Genomic DNA, 19,486 nt, shown 5'->3' on the forward strand with positions numbered 1-19,486 from the left:
CAAAGGAGAGAAATCTATGGAATCCAAACCTGTTGCTTTGGTAACTGGATCGACCTCGGGAATCGGTGTCGCCATTGCCCAGCGCCTGATCAGGGAGGGATTCTTCGTCGTGATCAGTGGAAGAAACACTGAGCGCGGCGAGACGGTGGCCGCGGAACTCGGCGAACGTGGCTGCTTCATCCAAGCGGACCTCACACGGTCCGGAGCCCCCCAGCGACTCATTGATGAGGTTGTAGAGCGCACCGGGAAACTTGATGTGTTGATCAATAACGCGGCCATTGACCATGTCAATTGGATTCTGGAAACGCCCGAAAACGAAATCCGCGAGACCTTTGAAATCAACACGTTTGCCGCTATCTACTGCCTGCAGGCCGCGGCCCGGACTATGTCCGAAGCCGGCGGCGGGGCCATCATCAACATTACTTCTCGCCTAGCCAGCATCGGTGTTCCTACCATGAGCCTATACAGTGCGAGTAAAGGGGCGATTCTCGCACTGACCAAGGCTGCAGCAGTAGAACTGGCGGAGCACAATATCCGGGTAAATGCCGTCGCTCCGGGCATGACCAGGACTCAGATGTTCAAGGACTGGCTGGCCTCACAGGAGAACCCCGAGGCCACCGAACGCGATGTCTCAGCGGCCATTCCTCTGGGTAGAGTTGCTCTGCCCGAAGATGTGGCCGGAGCTGTAGCGTATTTCGCTGATCCGCGGAACAGCTATGTCACCGGAACTTCACTGCCTGTAGACGGAGGATATTTGGCCAAGTAAGTCAGCGGTGGCGTAGAACAACGGTGGCATGGCTGAATCTCCACTCCGAAAGTTGGATTGTTGAACTAACCTGTGAATTGCCCGGATACAGAATGCAAGGGTAGGCCCCCAAATTCCAGCGGTGCTATTCCCTTGCATTCGTACCTGACGGCTCGTCGCATCGTATTAACGGATAACAAGCACAGGGTAAATACCCCTGCCGATCGCATTTATCGATGAATATGTCGGCCAGATCTGCAACCGTTGCTCCTGCGGCCAAAGTAACTGGCAATTCACCGTAGCTATTCCCGTCGTGGGGAACACGCCGTAGGCTCGGGGCATGCCAGTGATGATCAGAACGATCCAGACCGCGGTACCTTCGACAGTGTTGAAGCAGGAGGAAGTCAGAGAGGTCTTTGCCACCCAGCCCGAGCTGAGTCGGCTGGGGCAGCGGCTGGTCGCCACCTCCTTCAACTCGGCGGACATCGATACCCGCTACAGCTGTGTTTCGGAATTCAACACCGAACTTCCCGAACCGGCCGAACCGATGTTCTATGACCGTTCCTCCGGCCTGCTCCGGTCGCCGAGCACCGCCGAACGCAACAGGGTCTACGTGGAGCACGCAGGGGACCTGTTCGTCGAGGCCGCCCGGCGCGCGCTGGATGCCTGCCCGGGGCTCGAACCGGCGGACGTCACCCACGTGATCACGGTGTCCTGCACCGGCTTCTACAACCCCGGCCCGGACTACCAGATCGTGCGGAGCCTCGGGCTGGACCCGTCCACCGTGCGCCACCATCTGGGGTTCATGGGCTGTTATGCCGCCTTCCCGGCGCTGCGCGCGGCCCGGGATTTCTGCCTGGCCGATGAGAACGCCACCGTGCTGGTGGTCTGCGTGGAACTGTGCACGCTGCATGTCCACAGCTCCAACGACCCCGATACCATCATGGGCTCGGCCATCTTCGCCGACGGCGCCGCCGCCGCGGTGGTGGCCCGGGGCGGCGAGGGGCTGCAGATCGATGATCTCAAAACCACCTTGACCCCGGTGGGCGAGGAATCGATGGCCTGGAACATCGGCGACCACGGATTCGAGATGGTGCTGGGAACCTACGTTCCGCACATCATCGACGACCACATCACCGACGCGCTTACGCCGCTGCTGGAGGCCGACGCGGAGGCCCCGCTGGAGATCGGGCAGATCGCGCACTGGGGAATCCACCCGGGCGGGCGTGCCATCCTCGACCGAATCCAGAAAAAACTGCAGCTCTCCGAGACGCAGTTGCTGCCGGCACGCCGGATCCTGCGCGACTTCGGGAACATGTCCAGCTCCACGGTGCTGTTTGTGCTCAAGGAAATCCTCGAAGCGGAGAACACCCGAGCCGGGGAACGGGTCTGCGCCATGGCCTTCGGCCCCGGACTCACGGTGGAAACGGGTTTGTTCACGGTGAAGCCGACCTCCGGAACCAGCTGATGCGGCGGCACCCCGAGGAACTGGAAGCCATGGACCGCCCGGACTGCGACCCGGTGCTGCTGAACCGGACCTACGCCCAGTTCCCGCTGGTGAACAGGGCGGTCGGCGGATGGAAGCGGATCTACGAGCGGCAGATCGCCCCGGTGCTGGCCCGCGGCGAACCGGCCCGGCTGCTGGACATCGGCTGCGGCGGGGGAGACATCGCCCTGCAGCTGGCGCGCTGGGCCCTGCGCGACGGCTACGAACTGGATGTCTGGGGCATCGACCCGGATGAGCGGGCCATCGCCTTCGCCCGGCGGGCCGCGATGAAAAGTCCCCTGCCGGCCGGGAAGATCGAGTTCGCCCGCTGCACCAGCGCGGATTTGGTGCGGCAGGGCGAAGTGTTCGACGTGGTCATTTCCAACCACCTGCTGCATCATCTGGGCGAGACCCAGCTGCGCGGGATCCTGGCCGACACCGAAGCCCTGGCCACCGGGCTGGGGCTGCATGCGGACATCCGGCGCTCCCGAAGAGCTTCGCTGCTGTTCGGGGCGGCGACGCTGCCGCTGGCGGGGACCTCGTTGATCCGCCGCGACGGGCTGGCCTCCATCCGCCGCAGCTACATCCCGATGGAACTCGTCCGGCGCGTGCCGGCCGGATGGCAGGTGCACACCGCCCGGCCGTTCAGGAACTTGCTGGTCTACCGGCCGGTCCGGGCATGAGAACCCGGAACCGGGGAGGCGCTGCCCATGGATGACGCGGCGATCATCGGCGGCGGGCCGGTGGGGTTGGGCCTCGCGGTGCTCCTGGCCCAGCAGGGATGGACGGTGCGGGTCTTCGAGCGCCGCCACGGGATTTCCGGGCATTCCAGGGCCATCGGCCTGCACCCGCCGGCCCAGCAGGTGCTGGCCCGAGCCGGGCTGGCGGCGCAGCTCGCCGAGCAGGGCACCGCAATCCGCCGGGGGCTGGGCATCAGCAACGGCCGCCAGATCGCCGCGCTGGACTTCGCCTCGCTGCCCGGCCCCTACCCCTACGTGCTGGCGCTGCCGGAGCACCAGACCGTGGCGCTGCTGCGGGAGAGGCTGCGCGCGCTGGATCCGCTGGCCCTCAGCGAGGGCCGTGAATTCCAGGGCATCGAAGGACAGTCGGCGGAAGCCATCCGCTTCACCGTGGCCGGGCCCGGTGGCCTGCAGGCCACGGAAGCCTCCTGGCTCATCGGCGCGGACGGGGTGCAGTCAGCGGTGCGCGCCGAGCTCGGGGTGGCGTTCCACGGACGAGGGCTGCCGGACCGCTACCTCATGGGCGACTTCCCGGAGACCACCGTCTGGCCGCACAGCGCCGCCTTGTTCATCGAGGCGCAGGGCATCGTCGAATCCTTCCCGCTGCCGCACGGTCTGCGCCGCTGGGTGGCTAGGCTCGGGCACGGGCAGCCCCCGGACGCGGATTTGCCGGAGCTGATCCGGGAACGCACCGGCTACCGGGTGGACGCGGAGGCCTGCACCATGCGCAGCTGCTTCTCCACCGCCAACCGCAGGGCGGCCAGCATGATGCAGGGCCGGGCCGTGCTGCTGGGTGATGCCGCCCACCAGATCAGCCCCATCGGCGGGCAGGGCATGTGCCTGGGCCTGATCGGGGCGGCGAGGCTCGCGGATCTGCTGGCTTCCGGCGCCGTGCCGGGTGGCGGGCAGCTGCTGCAATTCCAGGCGCGGCAGCTGAAGGCCGCCCGGCAGGCGGGCCTGAAGGCGCACCTGAACATGGCGTTGGGCAGGCCGGTGGCGCCATGGCTGCTGCCCGCGCGCAACCTGCTGTTCAGCGCGGCGGCGTCGAACCGCACGGTGCACGATGCGGTGGCCCGCAGCTTCACCATGACCTGAAGGCCGCGCGTGCCCAAACTCACCGCCTGCGCCCAGCCAATACGTGAAACAATGGATGGTGATGACTTCGAGCAACCCCACCACACTTTCCGCTGACGAGCGCAAGGCCCTGCGCCTGGAGCAGGCCGCCGCCCAGCGTGCCCAGCAGCTGCGTATTTCCACCTCCCGCGCCCAGGCCGAAGGCCGCGCGCAGGTCATTCCGACCGCCGAGGGCTGGAAGCAGGAGATGGGCGCCGACGGCCGCCCCGAACTGCAGTTCGCCACCAAGCGACGCGTCTCCCAGCCGCCGACCCACCTGGCGGACCTCACCCTGGCCGAGCGCCAGGAGAAGCTGAAAGAACTGGGGCTGCCGGGATTCCGCGCCAAGCAGCTCTCGGTGCACTACTTCCAGCACTACACCACCGACCCGGCCAAGATGAGCGACCTGCCCAAGGAGCGCCGCGGGGAACTGGTCGACGCCATGTTTCCGAAGCTGCTGACCGAGGTCAAGCGGCTGACCACCGATGACGGCAGGACCGTCAAGTTCCTGTGGCGCCTGTTCGACGGCTCGCTGGTCGAGTCCGTACTGATGCGCTACCCGAACCGCATCACCCTGTGCATCTCCTCGCAGTGCGGCTGCGGCATGAACTGCCCGTTTTGCGCCACCGGACAGGCGGGCCTGACCCGCAACATGTCCACCGCGGAGATCCTGGACCAGATCGTCCAGGCCAACCGCGTCATCGCCGAGGGCGGCCTGGGCGGCCAGAAGCACCCGGACGAGCGCGTAGGCAACATCGTGTTCATGGGCATGGGCGAACCGCTGGCCAACTACAAGCGCGTCATGAACGCCGTGCACCGCATGGTCGCCGAGGCCCCGGAGGGCCTGGGCATGAGCGCCCGCGGCATCACCGTCTCCACCGTGGGCCTGGTGCCGGCCATCCGCAAGCTCGCCAACGAGAACGTGCCGGTCACCTTCGCGCTGAGCCTGCACGCCCCGGATGACGAGCTGCGCGACGAGCTGATCCCGGTGAACTCGCGCTGGAAGGTCGACGAGGCGCTGGATGCGGCCTACGACTACTACGTTAGGACCGGACGCCGCGTCTCCATCGAGTACGCGCTGATCAAGGACATGAACGACCACGAGTGGCGCGCGGAAATGCTGGCGAAGAAGCTCAACGCCCGCGGCCGCGGCTGGGTTCACGTGAACCCGATCCCGTTGAACCCGGTGCCGGGCTCCATCTGGACCCGCAGCGAACCGGACATCACCAGCAAGTTCGTGCGCCGGCTGGACGAGCTGGGTGTGCCGACCACGCTGCGCGACACCCGCGGCAAGGAAATCGACGGCGCCTGCGGCCAGCTGGCCGCCGACGGCGACAAGTAGCCTCCGCCGCCCCGGGCAGGGAAGCCTATACTTTGGTAAGACCTAAGTACAGGGGGACTGCTCATGAGCACGATTCGACTTCCGAGGATCGCCGTCTCCCGGGACCTGGCCAAGGACCTGGTCTGGGCCGACGAGGTGAAGGCCGACGAACCGGTGGTGCTCGACGGCCGCTGGATGGTCGTGAACAACGAGGACTTCGCCAGCCAGCTCGCCACCGAGCTGCGCAAGCGGAACATCGTGCACTTCGAGGTGCTCGGCGGCAGCCCCGAATGGCAGGACGCCATTCGGGCCGCCGGGGCCACCTACGACGTGCAGATTAACGTGCAGTCGCTGGACTAGGCGTCGATCCAGCGGATGTTCTTCCCGGACCGTTCCAGCACGCCGTCCCACAGCTTCTGCTCCGCATAACCCTGCTGCCTGCCCGAGTTGTTGAAGAACAGCTCGGCGTACTTCTCCCAGCGGACATAGTCCTCGCGCAGCTCGTTGTTCTCGATGCGGCTGGCGGCGGTGCGGAACTGGCCCTGCAACGCGGCCTGGGCCAGCGCCGGAAAGGGGTCGGGCCCCGCGGAACCCGACTGCAGGTAGTCCAGATGCTCCGTCCACCGGCTGCGCAGTTTCAATGCCACATCCTGGACCGCGATCAGCGCGGCCAGCTGCGCGGTGTTGCGGCGTTCGGCGCGCTGCGCCCTGCGGTTTCCCAGCACCGTCACCCAGGTGATGGCCAGGCCCGTGAGCAGGCCGAGGAACGCGGTGGTCCACGGGGTCAGGCTCAGCGATGAAATGTCCTCCCGCACGAAATCGCACAGCTGGATCAGGTCCTTCGAATCCAGCTGCCCGCACGTTTGAATCTGCATCACGCCCCCTCGCCGCCGCCCATCCAGGCCATGCCGGTATTCTATGCGCGAATCCGGCGGGCCAATAGGGCCAGCGGGAACCAGCGCCGGCCCGGGCGTGGTTAGGCAGGAGCATGCTTGGCGGCCCGCACCGCGCGGATCATGGCCCAGGCCAGCGCAAGGGCGAACGCGGGGAGCTCGACCAGCAGGAAGACCGGCCCGAGCAGCAGCGTGCAGGCGGCGGCCGCGGCGGTGCAGGCAAACCCTGTCCATGAAGGCGCCAGCGCGGCGGCGTGGCCCGCGCGCCAGGCCTCATCGGAGGCGAAGAGCGCAGGCAACCGGTAGCCGGCCCAGTGGTTGCGGGTGATCCTGCCGGCAGCGCAGGCCCTGCAGGTCAGCGCAGAGGCGAGCATGAGCAGCGGCAGGATGAACGTCATGGGCAGATATCCCTGATGCATCGTCATGTGACCCACCTGTTTCCCGGTTCCTGATTCCGAGGATAAACCCGCCGCGAGCGCCTGGCGCCATGAATATGCCATGCGCTGGCTGAGCACCCGAAGCGAACTAGGAGCTTGCCTGCGGCGGACGGTATGGTTCAGATATGGCTGTCTCAGATCCTCTTTTCCTTGATAAATCCAATCCGGAGTTGTGGAACTCGATTGGGAAGTTCGCCAATCAGCTGGCCAAGTCCTACCAGGCGGCAGGCATCAGCGACCGGCTGGCCGAACTGGTGAACCTGCGCGTCTCGCAGATCAACGGCTGCGCCTACTGCCTGGATCTGCATGCCCGCAAGGCCATCGACGCCGGGGAGAGCCTGCAGCGCATCAACTTGCTGTCCACCTGGAATGAATGCGGCGGACTGTTCGACGAGGAAGAGTGCGCGGCGCTGGCCATCGCCGAGGCCGCAACCACCCTGCCCACCCCCGAGGAGCGCATCGCGGCGGTAGCTTCGGCACGGCTGGTGTTCACCGACGAGCAGGTGGCCGCCATCCAATGGATCGCCGTGGCGATGAACGCCTTCAACCGGATCTCGGTGCTCTCCCGGCATCCGGTCAAGGACCGCACCCTAACCGAAAGCGCACAGCAGTGAAGGTATCCAAGCGCGGAGAAGTCCCGCCGTTCGAGGTCATGCAGATCGTCGAGGAAGTCGCGCACCTGCGCGCCGCCGGCCGCGACGTGATTTCCTTGTGCGTCGGGGAACCCGGCGGGGGAGCACCCGTCGCGGTCAACGAGCTCGCCGCACAGCTGCATGCGCGGAACGCGGATTTCGGCTACACCCCGACCGCCGGCTTGGCCGAGACCCGCGAGGCCTTGGCCGCGCACTATCTGGCCCGCTACGGGGTCCAGATCCCGGCGCGGAACTTCATCATGACCACAGGATCCTCCGGCGCCTTCCAGCTGGCGTTCCTCGCCGCCTTCGACGCCGGGGACGTGGTGGCGTTGGCCCGTCCCGGGTACCCGGCCTACGCCAACATCCTCGGTGCCTTGGGCCTCACGGTGCTGGATCTTCCCACCGGTGAAGCCGAACGCTTCCAGCCGACCGTGCAGCTGCTGGAACAGGCCCTGGCCGAGCACGGGCGGCTCGACGGCCTGGTCATCGCCTCGCCGAACAACCCGACCGGCACCATGTTCAGCGCAGACGAGCTCGACGAGCTGTGCAGCTGGTGCGAAGACCACGGTGTGAGGCTTGTCAGCGACGAAATCTACCACGGCATCGAATTCGTTCCCGAACGCCAGGGGCGCACCTCCTGGGAGTTCTCCCGCTCCTCGATCGTGGTTTCGTCCTTCTCCAAATACTGGGGCATGACCGGCTGGCGCCTGGGCTGGATGATCGTCCCGGACGACATGCTGGCCGCGGTGGATGCACTGGCCTCGAACCTCGCCTTGTGCGCGCCGGCCCCGGCCCAGCGTGCGGTCATCGCCGCCTTCGACCCATCGAGCCTGGCGGAGGCTGAACAGCGGGTCGCGGAGTTCGCGAAAACCCGCGAGCTGGTGCTGGCCAACTACGGAAAACTGGGCATCGAGCAGGCCGCGCCGGCCGACGGCGCGTTCTACCTCTACGGGAGGCTCAGCGAGCGTGTGCTCGACCGCTTCGGCACCGCCGGAGAGTACTGCCGGCAGGTGCTGGAACATGCCCAGGTGGCGCTGACCCCGGGCGGCGACTTCGACCCGTTCGAGGGGCACCTGTTCATCAGGCTGTCGTTCGCCGCCGGTTACGAACGGGTGGCCGAGGCGCTGGAACGGGTGGAAGCGTTTTTGCGCCAGACGCTGTCCGGGGTATAGGACTCGTGGATCGGTGGTGAGAAACCTGGGTGACCTGCACCGCCAGTTCCGCACGAACCTTGTGGTCAATTTTGATGTTGAGCTTCTTGAAACCCACCATCCTGCGACAGTCGTGACGCCAAGCGGCCGATGACATATTAGGTGCTTTCAGGACCGCCGCGTCCTAATCCGCCTGCCTTTGGGCATCCACTATGGCGATGCGTGTGCACGACGTCGGAGTTCGGGCCGGGGAACGCCTGCTGTTCCACATAATGGCGGCCAGCAAAGGAATGGAGCGCCGTGGCGGCTTCGGTGAATCGGAAAGGCCAATAATCCGAACCCCTGATTCAAGCTTCTGAATCATTGCGCATGATCCCAAATTCGTTCTTGCAGGTTCGAACTGCTGAGGACTGGAACTCGCGGTATGCGAAGAAGCGGGCACGGAATGATCCGTGCCCGCTGTTCCGGCATAGCGATCCCTGCGGATCCTCGAAGCCTTATTCAGCCAGCGGACCGCCGACCTCGTCCACCATGGCGAAGAGCCTGCGCAGCACCGCTGGGTCGTTGATCCCGTCGTGCTCGTGCTCATTGGTGACCCATGCCTGCAATCCGCCGACCTGCTTCGCGGTGTCCAGCGACAGCCCGGCATCCACGTACATGTCGTCGTAGTAGACGGCGGCGGCCATCGGAACCCGGTTCGCCGCGATCTTCTCCAGGTCGTAGATCTTCCGGTGGGTGCCGCGCGCGGCCAGCACCTCGACGGCCGGGATGAACGGACGCAGCAGCCGGGTTTCCTCGAAGGTCCAGCGGAACATCATTTCGCCGGCGAACAGCAGGGTGGGCGCATCCGTGGCGAACTCCGGGTGCCGCTCCAGCTCCGCCTGGGCGGCGAAGGCGCTGGGGCCGTTGGCTCCGTTGCCCTAGATGTCCTCCTGCAGCACCGCGAACAGCGGGTTGCCGGCGAAGCTGGTGCGTGCCTGAACTTCCTGCAGCAGCGCATCGCTGATGCCGGTGCCGTCGCCGGAGAGCTCCAGCAGCCAGTGCAGGCGCTCGATGCCCGGGCCCATGCCGAAGTCGATGCCCAGCGACTGCAGCCGGCGGACCGTGAAGCGGTCGCCGTCGGGCAGCAGCACCTCGCGTTCGGACAGAGTGCGGGCCAGATTGGCGGCGCGGGCACGGTCCTGCGGGTACATCCGGTAGAACTGCTCGTTCTTGGCGCGCACCCGGTGGATGGTGCGGGCGTAGACCCCGGCGGCGCTGGGCTGAAGGCTGGGCAGCCCGCCGGTGATGAAGCAGGCGCTCAGCGCGTTATCGAAGCAGCTCAGGTAGCTCAGCGTCAGGAACCCTCCGTAGCTCTGGCCCAGCGTGGCCCACTTGCGGCCCTGGTAGCCGTGGCGGCGGATCGCCTCCGCGTCGGCCACGATGGAGTCCGCACGGAAGTTCTCCAGGTACGCCGCGCCGCTGCCGCCATCCGGGAACCCGGAGATCACCTGGGCGGTGACCGGGGTGGAGCGGCCGGTGCCGCGCTGGTCCATGAGGATCACGCGGTAGCGTTCCAGCGCCACGTCCAGCCGGTCCGAACCGCCCACCGGTCGCGGGCCCTGCCCTCCGGGGCCGCCCTGCAGGTAGACCATCAGCGGCAGCTGCTGCCCGTCCAGGTGCGCGAGCACCATTTCGCGGTAGAACAGCTCGATGGTGGCGCCGCCCGGATCGTTCCAGTCCAGCGGCACCTGAAGCACGTAGTCGCGGTAGCGGCGGCCTGCGGCCACGTAGGTTTCCAGCAGCCGCGGGGCTGCCTCCAAGTTCTGCACGGCCTGTGCCAGCGCGGTCATTTGGCGCCCTCCAGCAGTCCCAGCGAATCGAAGACCGGGGTTCCGGCCTGGATGACGGTGCGGCCCATGGCCTCGGACACCAGGAAGTCCAGATCCCGGCGGGGATCCCCGTCCAGGACCAGCAGGTCCGCGGCCTTGCCGGCGGCCAGCGAGCCGATCGACTCGTTGCCGATCAGTTCAGCGTTCACGCTGGTGGCCGAGCGCAGCAGGTCCTGAACGGAGGATGCCGCCGCCTGCAGCGCCAGGCCGTTGAGCTGCTCGTCGCCCAGCTCGCCCATCAGGTCGCTGCCGAAGCCGACCTTGACCCCGGCATCCAGCGCATGGCGCACCGCCTGCTGCCCGCGCTCGAGCACGATCCGGTTCTTCTCCTGGGAGACCTCGGCCAGGCCCAGCTCCTCGCCGCGCGCATCCATGGCCGCATAGGCGGCCAGGGTGGGGACCAGGAAGGCGTCGTGTTCAGCCATGAGCTTGGCGGTGTCGGCATCCAGCAGGTTGCCGTGCTCGATGCTGCGCACCCCGTTGTCCACCGAGTGCCGGATCGCCGGCACCGAGTAGGCATGCGCGCAGACATAGGAGCCGCGGCGGGCGGCCTCGGAGGTGATGGTGCGGATTTCCTCCGGGGAATACTGCGGGATTTCCAGCGGATCGGTCAGCGAGATGACCCCGCCGCTGGTCATGATCTTGATGGCGTGCGCCCCGGTGCGGAACGCGTCGCGCACCGCCACGCGCAGGTTCTCCGGCCCGTCCACGATCCGGCACATGTGCCCGTGGCTGAAGCAGGTATCCAGATGCGCCTCGCGCGGGTCGCCGTGCCCGCCGGTCTGGCTGAAGGCCGGGCCGGTGAAGTAGTAGCGAGGGGAGGGAAACAGCTTCTCCTCGATGGCGCGGGCCAGGCCCAGATCTCCGCCGGCCACGTCGCGCACGGTGGTGAAGCCGCGGCGCAGCGCGGCGGACAGGCGGTGGGAGCCGGCCAGCGCGGAGTAGGACAGCGGGCCCAGCTCGTTCTCCAGCCCCTGCAGTGCCACCGCGTAGGCGTGGAAGTGCGCGTCGATCAGCCCGGGCAGCACGGTGCGCCCGGCGGCGTCGATGCAGGTGCCTTCGCATTGGGAACCGACGGCGGTGATGGTCCCGCCGGCCAGCGTGATGTTGGCGGGCTCTTCCAGGAAGCGCTGGCCGTCGAAGACCGTGGCATTGCACAGGGTCAGGGTGCTCATGCGCGCACCGCCAGGTTCATCGCCCGGGTCATCCACTGCTCCAGCCCCGAGGCATCCAGCGGGAGCTCTCCGGAGAGGTTCTCATAGCCGGTGGCGGTGATCAGCAGATCGTCCTCGATGCGCACGCCCAGGCCGCGCAGCTCCGGCGGGACCATGGCGTCATGGGCGTGGAAGTAGAGGCCGGGCTCCACGGTGAGCACCATGTTCTCCTGAAGCAGCGCGCCCTGGTAGTCCTCGTAGTGCGAGTGCGAGCAGTCGTGCACGTCCAGGCCCAGATGGTGGCCCACGCCGCAGACCAGCCAGCGGCGGTGCTGCTGGCCGGCGGGGGACAGCGCCTCGTCCACGGAGACCGGCAGCAGGTCCCAGTCGTGCAGGCCCTTGGCGATTTCCTCCATGCAGGCGAAGTGGAAGTCGCTGAACGGCTTGCCCGGGGCCAGCGCGGCCAGGCCTGCGCGGTGGGACTTCTCCACCAGGTCGTGGACCTGGCGCTGGGCGTCGGTGAAGGAGCCGGCCACCGGGAAGGTACGGGTGACGTCAGCGGTGTAGCAGGAGCGTTCCTCCACACCCATGTCCAGCAGCAGCAGCTGGTCTTCGCGCACCGGCCCGTCGCAGCGGGTCCAGTGCAGGGTGGGCGCATGGATGCCGGCGCCGATGATGGTCGCGTAGCCCGGGCCGTTGCCGTAGGTGCGGGCCGCGCGGTCGAAGGTGCCCTGCAGCCAGCGTTCGCCGCCGGAGGCGATGGCCTGCGGGATCTCGGCCAGCACCTGACGGAAACCGTCGATGGTGTGGTCCACCGAGGCGCGCAGCTGCCCGATTTCCCAGTCGTCCTTGACCATGCGCAGACGGGAAAGGACCCGCTTCAGGGCGGGGGAGTCCTGGGCATTCAGCCGGGCCAGCTCGTTGGAGTCCACTGCGCCGGCGGCCTGGAATCGGCCGGCGCGCACGGCGGAGTCGAGTTCCTGGATCGAGCGCACCGGGATGCCCAGCGCACGCTGCCAATCGGCGGGCTTGTGGCTGGGGCCGACCCAGAGCTCGCCGTGGATGGCATTGGAGAAGAAGTCCGCGGTGCCCGGTGCGTAGGGGACCGGGAGGAACAGCTCGAAGTCGTGGCCGCCGCTTCGCGGGTGGCCCAGCAGCACGGCGGCCTCGACCTGGGCATTTACCAGATACATGAAATCGGAGTGGGCGCGGAACTCGTGGAAGTTGTCGTTGGCGCGTACCGGTGCGTGGCCGGCGAACACCATGATTCCCTGCCCGGCGAAGGCCGCCGAGAGGTTCTGGCGGTGCAGTGCGGCGGCTTGCGAGGCAGCGGCATCGACAGGGGCAGGCAATTCCGGGGATTCCCAGCCTTTGGCCATGAAGTCTATGAAGGGCTGGCTATTCGCCAGCCGGGGAATGGCGTTCTCCCCGTTCCGTGGGGTCGGCATTGACTTGGGGAGTTTATCACTCATCGACGTGGCGCTCCTGTGAAACGAGAACTATTGGGATGGCAGGGCCTCGGAACCCCGTCCTTCAAGCTTTTCACGGATCCAGCGTGCCCGCGGCATGAAACGGTGTCGTAAAACCGCCACGTCGTTAATCAGTCTCTGCTGATTCAGTCTCCGGCTTCGCGGCCCACGATCAGGTGCCTGGCGCTGATGGCGCCGAGCTGGAACCGGCTGGCCGCGCCGAAGCTGCGCTGCAGGGCTTGGATCTTGCGCTGTACCGTGCGCACGCTGACACCGAGTGCACGGGCCACCGATTCGTCTTTCTGCCCGGCGGCCAACAGCCGCAGGATCTGGGTCTCGTCGTCCTCCAGCAGCGTCCCGGACTCGAACTTCCGGTTGCTGACCTGCAGGGCGGTTTCCCAGACCTTGGTGAAGGAATCGTTGATGAAATCGGCCAGCACCGGCGAGGTGAGCTGTATGGCCAGATGCGATGCGGTGGAGTGCTCTGAAGCATGGATGATGAACTCCTCGCGGTCGCGGATCAGCAGCCGGGTCGAGACATTGGTGGATACCCGTGCTTCCTCGCCCTGGCGCACCGAGTCGAGCATGGCCAAGGTGAGGTCCCCGCGTTCAAAGACTGATGGATCGTAGACCACCCGGAAGCGCACCCCGCGGGCCAGCGCCGCAGGCTGGGACTTCGACTGGGATTCCGCATCGGCGGACCTGCCTCCGCGGTCCAGCGCATCGATCGAATGCACCGCCCGGTCCTGGAAGTCGTTGAAGGTGTCGACCAGATCCTGGCGCGTGTAGATCAAGCGCATCGACAGGCCATCTTGATGCACGTGGGTGCCGTCCGTCGGAACCCCAGTGCGGCGCATGTCATCAGCCAGCGAGGCCAGCTGCTGAGAAATCGACGTGAGAGTATCGGCATCCATGCGGGAACGACCTTAGAAACATGTGACGGGGCGGTGGTCCATGCACCGGGCAAGCGACACGGGTCCAGTTGAATCATGGCACATTTCAGCGGGCAGGCGCCCGGTTGCGATGGGCAGGATGCAGTTTCTCCACAGTTCGCCGAGAATCGGCGAAGCACTGCGGGCAAGGGTTGAAAGTGGGAGCAGGCCGTCGCAACCGGCCGCCGGAACTGCATCCCAGAGCTGAGGAGGAAACCATGCCGTCACTGCCGGATCCTGTCGACCGCGAATGTCTGCCGTGCTATCTCTATCGAGTCGCCGGCACCGAACCTTGCGCCGCGAACCTGCGCGCACTCATGCATTACCGCGATTATTCCGCCCCGCGGGCCACCGCTCTGGAACGGAAGATCAAGCTGCTGGGGGGCTTCTGCGATTGCGAGGTGCTGCTGAATGTCTTTCGTCCCATCACCGATGAAGCGGCGCGCGCCATGGACGAGGGGATGGACATGGTCTGTAAAGGAATACGCCGCGGCAGCATTCAACCCTGCGAACAGTGGATGATGCGCCGCGGCGTGCAGTGGGGCGGAGGCCAGTTCCGCTCCCGAAGTGCTTAGATTCTCTAGTCTTCCAAGCTCCCGTTGGAGTTGGTCCGGTTCTTCTTTCCGGACATGAAAGCCTTGAGCAGTTCCACGCCGATCGGGATCACGGAGATGAAAACGATCAGGATGAAGATGAGGTCGATGTTGTCCTCGATCCAGGCGAACTGCCCGAGCCAGTAGCCCAGCATGGTAACGCCGACGCCCCACAACATCGCGCCGATGAGGTTGAAGAGGATGAAGGTCTTGTGGTTCATCTTGGCAACGCCGGCAACCACGGGAACGAAGGTTCGGACTACCGGAACGAAACGGGCCAGGATGACTGCGCGGCCGCCGAAACGCTCGAAGAAGTTGTGGGCGTGCTCGACATTCTTCTGCGAGAAGAAGCGCGAATCCGGCTTCTTGAAAATCGCGGGTCCGGACTTTTGCCCGATGATGTAACCTGTCTGGTCACCGGCGAAGGCACAGACGAAAATGCACAGCGCGAACAACCACAGCGGCACATGGATGGTGCCGGTAGCGATGAGCATGCCCACGGTGAAGAGCATCGAGTCACCGGGAAGGAAGAACCCGACCAGCAAACCCGTTTCCGCGAAAACGATGCCGCAAACGATCAGGACGACCCACGGCGCCAAAGCGGGGTCGTTCAGGAAGACCGCGGGATTCAGCCAGTCTGGCAGGAAAGCCGCACCCAAGGTGGGCGATCCAAGTTCGGTCACTATCGAAAGAAATGAAGAATGATCTAGCACGAGAAAAGCCTACGGGATTTCGCTGTGAGTTTGCCCGTGCATAGACGCAGATCACTGCGGTAAAACGACTCGGGAAGGGCGTCTTGGCCAGGCTGACCGGTAAATTCTCCGCTGTCGGGAACACACTGGACTTTGAGCCCGCAGCGACGGACGAACCGGTCGAAGTAGCCAAGCTCACACCCGTTGGCCCTGAGTGCAAGAGCAAGTTGGGAAGGGGGAGCCAGATGGCGTTTGCCGACCCATGACAACGGTCATGCACAAGTCGTGACATTCCGCTCTTCGCGCGCGGCCCTTTACCGCGAAGACTTGGAGCATGGAAACGCTGAACCGTACCGAAGCAGTAACGCTGACGGGTCTGAGAAAGACCTTCACGACTCCACGCACCAAGGTCGAGGCCGTGTGCGGAGTCGACCTGAGCATCCATGCCGGCCAAATTGTTGCCCTGCTCGGACCTAACGGCGCGGGCAAGACCACTACCGTGGATATGATCCTGGGGTTGACCCAGCCAAGCGCCGGCACGGTGGAGGTCCTGGGCCTGAGCCCGCATCGGGCTGTCACCTCAGGCAGGGTCTCGGCAGTGCTCCAGACCGGAGGGCTGCTGCGCGACATGACCGTTCGCGAAACCGTCACGGTGATTGCCACCATGCACGGGCAGGCAGGCCGCGTCGCACAAGTCATGGACCGCACCGGGCTGACAGCCATTGCCAAGCGCAAAGTCGGCAAATGCTCGGGAGGCGAACAGCAGCGCATCAAATTCGCGCTGGCCCTGCTCCCGGACCCCGATGTGCTGATCCTCGACGAACCCACCGCCGGCATGGACGTGATGGCCCGCCGCGACTTCTGGGAGAACATGCGCTCCGAGGCATCTAACGGGCGCACCATCATTTTCGCCACCCACTATCTGGAAGAAGCACAGAATTTCGCGGAGCGCACCGTGCTGATGAGCCACGGGCGCATCGTGGCGGACGGGGCGACAGAAGAACTGCGCAAGCTGATTTCCGGACGGACGGTCAGCGCCACGCTGCCCACCGAGCAGGCAATCGCACGGGCACAGGCCTTCGACGCCTCGGTGAGCATTGCCGAACGCAGTGGACAGCGCATCTCCTTCAAATGTGCCGACTCCGACAGCTTCGCCCAAACCCTGTTGACCGACCTGGGCGCTTGGGACCTTGAAATCTCTGCGCCAAGCCTGGAAGACGCATTCATCCAACTGACCGAGGACGCACAATGATTGCCACCTACATCCGCGTTGAATTCGCCCGGCACTTCCGCGACGGCTACAACCTGGTCTTCGCGCTGCTGCTGCCAGCGGCCATGTACTTCCTATTCGGCAATATCCCCAGCTACACGGATGCCGAGGTGGGCAGCGGCAACGTCAAGTTCTACCTGATGGTCTCCATGGCAGCCTACGGAGCGGCCGTCAGCACCGTGGCCATTGCCGGCACGGTGGCCACCGAAACCATGCAGGGCTGGGGCCGGCAGATCGCACTGACCAGGATGACACCGGCGTCCTTCGTCGCCAGCAAGATGATTGTCGCTGCCACGGTGGCCGCGGCCTCGGCGGCGCTGGTCTTCTCGCTGGGCGCAGGCACCGGAGCGCGGGTCACCGACGGCTGGATGTGGGTGGTTAGCTACCTGATCATCTTGAGCGGTGCCATGATCTTCGCCTGCTATGGCATCGGCGTGGGAATGCTGTTCAAATCGGAATCCGCGCTGGGTTTGGCCTCGGGCCTGATGGTGTTCTTCGCCTTCTTCGGCAACGTATTCATGCCTTTGGAAGGCGGAATGCTCGATGCAGCCCGGTTCACTCCGATGTTCGGCTACGTCGCACTGGCCCGCTATCCGATGCTCCATGAAATTCCGGCAGGAACCGACATGGCTCCGGATCCATTGTGGATTCCAGTGACTAGTGTGGTGGCATGGGCACTCATCTTCGCGCTCTTCGCGGTTTTCGCAACCCGAAAGGCCAAGGCACGCCAGTGAACACTGAGGGAACCGGTCCCACGGCAATGAACCAGGCCCGGTGCGAGGTCGACGATGGCATCGCCTTCTGGGACAAATGGGGCTGGCTGGTTGCCGGGGTCTGGATCATCTTCCTGATTTTCCCGATCATGGACCTGCTGTTCGAGGACTACTCGCTGTCCACCAGGATCATCGGGTTGGTCCTGGTGGTGGTCTTCGCGGCGGTCTATATCAGGGCCTACGCAGAGTTCAGCCGCGTGGTGGGCGAAGGCGGCACCAGGCATCCGCGAGCCCATATCTACTTCGCGATCCTGTGGGTGATCGTGCTGGCGGGGCTTCCGGTGATCGGGCTGACCGTCATGGGCATGTTCCCGTTCCTGACCTCGTATTCGGCTTTCTTGCTGACCAAGCGCTACACGATTGCCAGCTACACCGCGGTCGCCGTCTTGTGTTTCGCCCTGCCGATCATCTACGGCGAGTTCGTTGACCTGCTATTCCTGATCGGCCTGAACCTGGTGCTGATGGTGGTATATGCGATTACCGTCGCCGCGATCACGCGCTCGGTGGCATCGGAGCAGATCCGCGCCGACTACCTGGTGGTGGCCGAACAGGAACGCATGGCCCGCGACGTGCATGACGGCATCGGCCATTCGCTGACCGCATTGAACCTCAAAGCCCAGCTGGCGTTGCGCCTCATGGACGCCGGCAGCTACCAGGAGGCGCGCGGCGAGCTGGAACAGCTCAGCGAGCTGGCGGTCGCGGCGCTGGATTCGGTCCGCACCACGGTGCACGGACTGAATCGGCAGAACCTCGAAGCCGAACTGCAGGAACTCCACCAGGCCTGCACGGACAATGGCCTGGAATTCACGGTGCTGGGCACGGTGGAGGACATCCCCGTGGCCTGGCGGTCGCACATTGCGTGGATCCTGCGCGAGGCGGTCACCAATGTGCTGCGCCACGCCCACGCCGGATCCGTCGCGGTGCGGCTGGCAACCGCAGGGGTCAGCGTGGACGACGACGGAGACGGCATCCAGGGCGGCGAGAGCGGCCACGGCATCCGGGGCATGCAGGAACGCGCCCGGCTGTTCGGCGCCAGTTGTACAGTGGGATCATCCAGGCTGGGCGGAACCAGCGTGCAGGTCGCATTCGGTGCGGGAAACGGGGATACATGATCAAGGTGCTGATCGCCGACGACCAGCACCTGGTGCGCGGCGCACTGGCCGCCCTGCTCAATCTGGAGGACGACATCCAGGTGGTCGCCGAATGCGCCGACGGAGACGAGGTCGCGCAGGCGCTGGACGACAGCGGCGCGCAGGTCGCGCTGCTGGACGTGCAGATGCCCCGGATGGACGGGCTGCGCGCCGCGCAGCTGCTGCGCGACAGCCACCCCGAGGTCAAGATCCTGATCGTGACCACCTTCGACCGCCCAGGATACTTCCGCCAGGCCTTCGAAGCAGGAGCCAGCGGATTCCTGGTCAAGGATTCCCCTCCGGCGGAGCTGGTTGCCGCCATTCGCCGCGTGCATTCGGGTGGCAAGGTCGTGGACCCGCAGCGCGCCATGCTCAGCGTGGAAACCCGGGCCAACCCGTTGACCGAACGGGAACGGGAAATCCTCGCGCTGGCCGCCGGCGGGGGACCGGTGTCGCAGATCGCCGCCGCCTTGAACCTGTCGGCCGGAACGGTGCGCAACCACCTGTCCAACGCCATCGGCAAAACCAATACCTCGAACCGGATCGAGGCGGCCCGCACCGCGCGGGAAATGGGCTGGATCTAGCGGGTGGCGAAGTGGGTGATGACCCCGATCATCCATACCGAGGAGGCCAGCAGCACGCAGCCCAACTCGATGACGATCCCCAGCCCCATGGCCTTCAATGCCGCCCAGGATGAGGCCAAGGCTCCCGAGGTTTCGCCACGGCGGATCGCTTCGCCGACGAACAAACCCACCGCGAAGCCCAGGAACAGCCCGGCCACCGGGATCAGGAAGGCCCCGGCAATCGCGCCGATCAGGGCCGCGAGGATGGACCCCTTCGGAATGGCATGCTGCTTGAGCTTGCGGCCGGTGAGCACCGCGGACGCTGACCAACCGAGGAAGGCGATGGCGATGCCCAGCCCTGCGGCCCACCAGGAAGCGCCGCTGCCCAGCAGCCAGCACCAGGCCAGCAGCGTGCCCATGGCCAGCAACGATCCGGGAAGGATGGGGAAGATGGTTCCCAGCGCGGAAACCACCAGCAGCAGGCCGGCAAGAATCGTGTAAACAATTTGTAGATCCAC

The 19,486-nt window shown here is 65.7% G+C and carries 22 protein-coding genes; 13 read left to right on the forward strand and 9 right to left on the reverse strand.

The window, feature by feature from the left end:
• Positions 1-16 precede the first annotated feature (16 nt).
• From IEY43_RS03265 to IEY43_RS03290, 6 genes are all read left to right on the forward strand, one after another.
• On the forward strand, positions 17-766 hold the full coding sequence (locus IEY43_RS03265; protein WP_188947176.1) for an SDR family NAD(P)-dependent oxidoreductase: 750 nt from the start codon (positions 17-19) through the stop codon (positions 764-766).
• Positions 767-1,085: 319 nt separating this feature from the next.
• Positions 1,086-2,213: a type III polyketide synthase gene (locus tag IEY43_RS03270; protein WP_188947177.1), complete on the forward strand. Its 1,128-nt coding sequence runs from the start codon at positions 1,086-1,088 to the stop codon at positions 2,211-2,213.
• Positions 2,213-2,914, forward strand: coding sequence for a methyltransferase domain-containing protein (locus tag IEY43_RS03275; protein ID WP_188947178.1), 702 nt, complete (start codon positions 2,213-2,215; stop codon positions 2,912-2,914). Before IEY43_RS03270 ends, IEY43_RS03275 begins: the two co-directional genes overlap by 1 nt.
• A 27-nt stretch (positions 2,915-2,941) precedes the next feature.
• Positions 2,942-4,066 (forward strand): FAD-dependent oxidoreductase, encoded by a 1,125-nt coding sequence (locus IEY43_RS03280; RefSeq protein ID WP_188947179.1) that lies wholly within the window; start codon positions 2,942-2,944, stop codon positions 4,064-4,066.
• Between the two features lie 61 nt (positions 4,067-4,127).
• Positions 4,128-5,426 carry a dual-specificity RNA methyltransferase RlmN gene (gene rlmN, locus IEY43_RS03285; protein WP_229777249.1) on the forward strand — a complete coding sequence of 433 codons (1,299 nt, stop codon included), beginning with the start codon at positions 4,128-4,130 and terminating at the stop codon, positions 5,424-5,426.
• A 63-nt stretch (positions 5,427-5,489) separates the two neighbouring features.
• On the forward strand, positions 5,490-5,765 hold the full coding sequence (locus IEY43_RS03290) for a hypothetical protein (protein WP_188947180.1): 276 nt from the start codon (positions 5,490-5,492) through the stop codon (positions 5,763-5,765).
• On the opposite strand, the gene IEY43_RS03295 is transcribed toward IEY43_RS03290, so the two are convergent.
• Both IEY43_RS03295 and IEY43_RS03300 read right to left on the reverse strand, forming a co-directional pair.
• Positions 5,762-6,280 carry a hypothetical protein gene (locus IEY43_RS03295; RefSeq protein ID WP_188947181.1) on the reverse strand — a complete coding sequence of 173 codons (519 nt, stop codon included), beginning with the start codon at positions 6,278-6,280 and terminating at the stop codon, positions 5,762-5,764. The two genes, IEY43_RS03290 and IEY43_RS03295, sit on opposite strands and share 4 nt — an antisense overlap.
• 101 nt (positions 6,281-6,381) lie before the next feature.
• Positions 6,382-6,723 carry an SdpI family protein gene (locus IEY43_RS03300; protein ID WP_188947182.1) on the reverse strand — a complete coding sequence of 114 codons (342 nt, stop codon included), beginning with the start codon at positions 6,721-6,723 and terminating at the stop codon, positions 6,382-6,384.
• A 137-nt stretch (positions 6,724-6,860) separates the two neighbouring features.
• On the opposite strand from IEY43_RS03300, the gene IEY43_RS03305 reads away from it, so the two are divergent.
• Positions 6,861-7,349, forward strand: a complete 489-nt coding sequence (locus tag IEY43_RS03305) for a carboxymuconolactone decarboxylase family protein (RefSeq protein ID WP_188947183.1) — start codon at positions 6,861-6,863, stop codon at positions 7,347-7,349.
• Positions 7,346-8,542: a pyridoxal phosphate-dependent aminotransferase gene (locus tag IEY43_RS03310; RefSeq protein ID WP_229777250.1), complete on the forward strand. Its 1,197-nt coding sequence runs from the start codon at positions 7,346-7,348 to the stop codon at positions 8,540-8,542. The genes IEY43_RS03305 and IEY43_RS03310 overlap by 4 nt, the downstream gene beginning before the upstream one ends.
• A 476-nt stretch (positions 8,543-9,018) precedes the next feature.
• On the opposite strand, the gene IEY43_RS18090 is transcribed toward IEY43_RS03310, so the two are convergent.
• The 5 genes from IEY43_RS18090 to IEY43_RS03330 form a co-directional block, all read right to left on the reverse strand.
• Positions 9,019-9,339, reverse strand: coding sequence for a hypothetical protein (locus IEY43_RS18090; RefSeq protein WP_229777251.1), 321 nt, complete (start codon positions 9,337-9,339; stop codon positions 9,019-9,021).
• A gap of 102 nt (positions 9,340-9,441) precedes the next feature.
• Positions 9,442-10,353 carry an alpha/beta fold hydrolase gene (locus IEY43_RS03315; protein WP_229777252.1) on the reverse strand — a complete coding sequence of 304 codons (912 nt, stop codon included), beginning with the start codon at positions 10,351-10,353 and terminating at the stop codon, positions 9,442-9,444.
• Entirely contained in the window at positions 10,350-11,567 is a 1,218-nt protein-coding gene (locus IEY43_RS03320) for a metal-dependent hydrolase family protein (protein ID WP_188947185.1), read from the reverse strand. The genes IEY43_RS03315 and IEY43_RS03320 overlap by 4 nt, the downstream gene beginning before the upstream one ends.
• Positions 11,564-13,018: an aminopeptidase P family protein gene (locus IEY43_RS03325; protein WP_229777253.1), complete on the reverse strand. Its 1,455-nt coding sequence runs from the start codon at positions 13,016-13,018 to the stop codon at positions 11,564-11,566. Before IEY43_RS03325 ends, IEY43_RS03320 begins: the two co-directional genes overlap by 4 nt.
• 143 nt (positions 13,019-13,161) lie before the next feature.
• Entirely contained in the window at positions 13,162-13,929 is a 768-nt protein-coding gene (locus IEY43_RS03330; RefSeq protein WP_188947186.1) for a helix-turn-helix transcriptional regulator, read from the reverse strand.
• A gap of 236 nt (positions 13,930-14,165) precedes the next feature.
• Here IEY43_RS03330 and IEY43_RS03335 point away from each other — a divergent pair, with 236 nt between their 5' ends.
• Positions 14,166-14,522 carry a DUF2695 domain-containing protein gene (locus IEY43_RS03335; RefSeq protein WP_188947187.1) on the forward strand — a complete coding sequence of 119 codons (357 nt, stop codon included), beginning with the start codon at positions 14,166-14,168 and terminating at the stop codon, positions 14,520-14,522.
• A 5-nt stretch (positions 14,523-14,527) separates the two neighbouring features.
• Here the strand turns inward: IEY43_RS03335 and IEY43_RS03340 are convergent, their stop codons facing one another.
• A complete protein-coding gene (locus tag IEY43_RS03340; protein ID WP_229777254.1) occupies positions 14,528-15,223 on the reverse strand; it encodes a DedA family protein in 696 nt (231 codons plus the stop codon).
• Between the two features lie 343 nt (positions 15,224-15,566).
• Between IEY43_RS03340 and IEY43_RS03345 the strand changes: the two genes are divergently transcribed.
• Genes IEY43_RS03345 through IEY43_RS03360 form a run of 4 tightly spaced genes read left to right on the forward strand, consistent with a single transcriptional unit; the run spans position 15,567 to position 18,989 of the window.
• A complete protein-coding gene (locus tag IEY43_RS03345) occupies positions 15,567-16,484 on the forward strand; it encodes an ABC transporter ATP-binding protein (RefSeq protein ID WP_188947189.1) in 918 nt (305 codons plus the stop codon).
• On the forward strand, positions 16,481-17,236 hold the full coding sequence (locus IEY43_RS03350) for an ABC transporter permease (RefSeq protein WP_188947190.1): 756 nt from the start codon (positions 16,481-16,483) through the stop codon (positions 17,234-17,236). Before IEY43_RS03345 ends, IEY43_RS03350 begins: the two co-directional genes overlap by 4 nt.
• Positions 17,233-18,387, forward strand: coding sequence for a sensor histidine kinase (locus tag IEY43_RS03355; RefSeq protein ID WP_188947191.1), 1,155 nt, complete (start codon positions 17,233-17,235; stop codon positions 18,385-18,387). The genes IEY43_RS03350 and IEY43_RS03355 overlap by 4 nt, the downstream gene beginning before the upstream one ends.
• Positions 18,384-18,989, forward strand: a complete 606-nt coding sequence (locus IEY43_RS03360; RefSeq protein ID WP_188947192.1) for a response regulator transcription factor — start codon at positions 18,384-18,386, stop codon at positions 18,987-18,989. The genes IEY43_RS03355 and IEY43_RS03360 overlap by 4 nt, the downstream gene beginning before the upstream one ends.
• Here IEY43_RS03360 and IEY43_RS03365 read toward each other — a convergent pair.
• Positions 18,986-19,486, reverse strand: coding sequence for a DUF456 domain-containing protein (locus tag IEY43_RS03365; protein ID WP_188947193.1), 501 nt, complete (start codon positions 19,484-19,486; stop codon positions 18,986-18,988). The genes IEY43_RS03360 and IEY43_RS03365 overlap by 4 nt on opposite strands.

This window comes from Glutamicibacter protophormiae, assembly GCF_014647495.1.
Classification (GTDB): Bacteria; Actinomycetota; Actinomycetes; order Actinomycetales; family Micrococcaceae; genus Glutamicibacter; species Glutamicibacter protophormiae.

Excerpts from the sequence above, each read along its gene's own strand:
- IEY43_RS03265 (WP_188947176.1), top strand. The coding sequence starts at position 17 with ATGGAATCCAAACCTGTTGCTTTGGTAACTGGATCGACCTCGGGAATC.
- IEY43_RS03270 (WP_188947177.1), top strand. The coding sequence starts at position 1,086 with ATGCCAGTGATGATCAGAACGATCCAGACCGCGGTACCTTCGACAGTG.
- IEY43_RS03275 (WP_188947178.1), top strand. The coding sequence starts at position 2,213 with ATGCGGCGGCACCCCGAGGAACTGGAAGCCATGGACCGCCCGGACTGC.
- IEY43_RS03280 (WP_188947179.1), top strand. The coding sequence starts at position 2,942 with ATGGATGACGCGGCGATCATCGGCGGCGGGCCGGTGGGGTTGGGCCTC.
- rlmN (WP_229777249.1), top strand. The coding sequence starts at position 4,128 with ATGACTTCGAGCAACCCCACCACACTTTCCGCTGACGAGCGCAAGGCC.
- IEY43_RS03290 (WP_188947180.1), top strand. The coding sequence starts at position 5,490 with ATGAGCACGATTCGACTTCCGAGGATCGCCGTCTCCCGGGACCTGGCC.
- IEY43_RS03295 (WP_188947181.1), bottom strand. The coding sequence starts at position 6,280 with ATGCAGATTCAAACGTGCGGGCAGCTGGATTCGAAGGACCTGATCCAG.
- IEY43_RS03300 (WP_188947182.1), bottom strand. The coding sequence starts at position 6,723 with ATGACGATGCATCAGGGATATCTGCCCATGACGTTCATCCTGCCGCTG.
- IEY43_RS03305 (WP_188947183.1), top strand. The coding sequence starts at position 6,861 with ATGGCTGTCTCAGATCCTCTTTTCCTTGATAAATCCAATCCGGAGTTG.
- IEY43_RS18090 (WP_229777251.1), bottom strand. The coding sequence starts at position 9,339 with ATGATGTTCCGCTGGACCTTCGAGGAAACCCGGCTGCTGCGTCCGTTC.
- IEY43_RS03315 (WP_229777252.1), bottom strand. The coding sequence starts at position 10,353 with ATGACCGCGCTGGCACAGGCCGTGCAGAACTTGGAGGCAGCCCCGCGG.
- IEY43_RS03320 (WP_188947185.1), bottom strand. The coding sequence starts at position 11,567 with ATGAGCACCCTGACCCTGTGCAATGCCACGGTCTTCGACGGCCAGCGC.
- IEY43_RS03325 (WP_229777253.1), bottom strand. The coding sequence starts at position 13,018 with ATGAGTGATAAACTCCCCAAGTCAATGCCGACCCCACGGAACGGGGAG.
- IEY43_RS03330 (WP_188947186.1), bottom strand. The coding sequence starts at position 13,929 with ATGGATGCCGATACTCTCACGTCGATTTCTCAGCAGCTGGCCTCGCTG.
- IEY43_RS03335 (WP_188947187.1), top strand. The coding sequence starts at position 14,166 with ATGCCGTCACTGCCGGATCCTGTCGACCGCGAATGTCTGCCGTGCTAT.
- IEY43_RS03345 (WP_188947189.1), top strand. The coding sequence starts at position 15,567 with ATGGAAACGCTGAACCGTACCGAAGCAGTAACGCTGACGGGTCTGAGA.
- IEY43_RS03350 (WP_188947190.1), top strand. The coding sequence starts at position 16,481 with ATGATTGCCACCTACATCCGCGTTGAATTCGCCCGGCACTTCCGCGAC.
- IEY43_RS03360 (WP_188947192.1), top strand. The coding sequence starts at position 18,384 with ATGATCAAGGTGCTGATCGCCGACGACCAGCACCTGGTGCGCGGCGCA.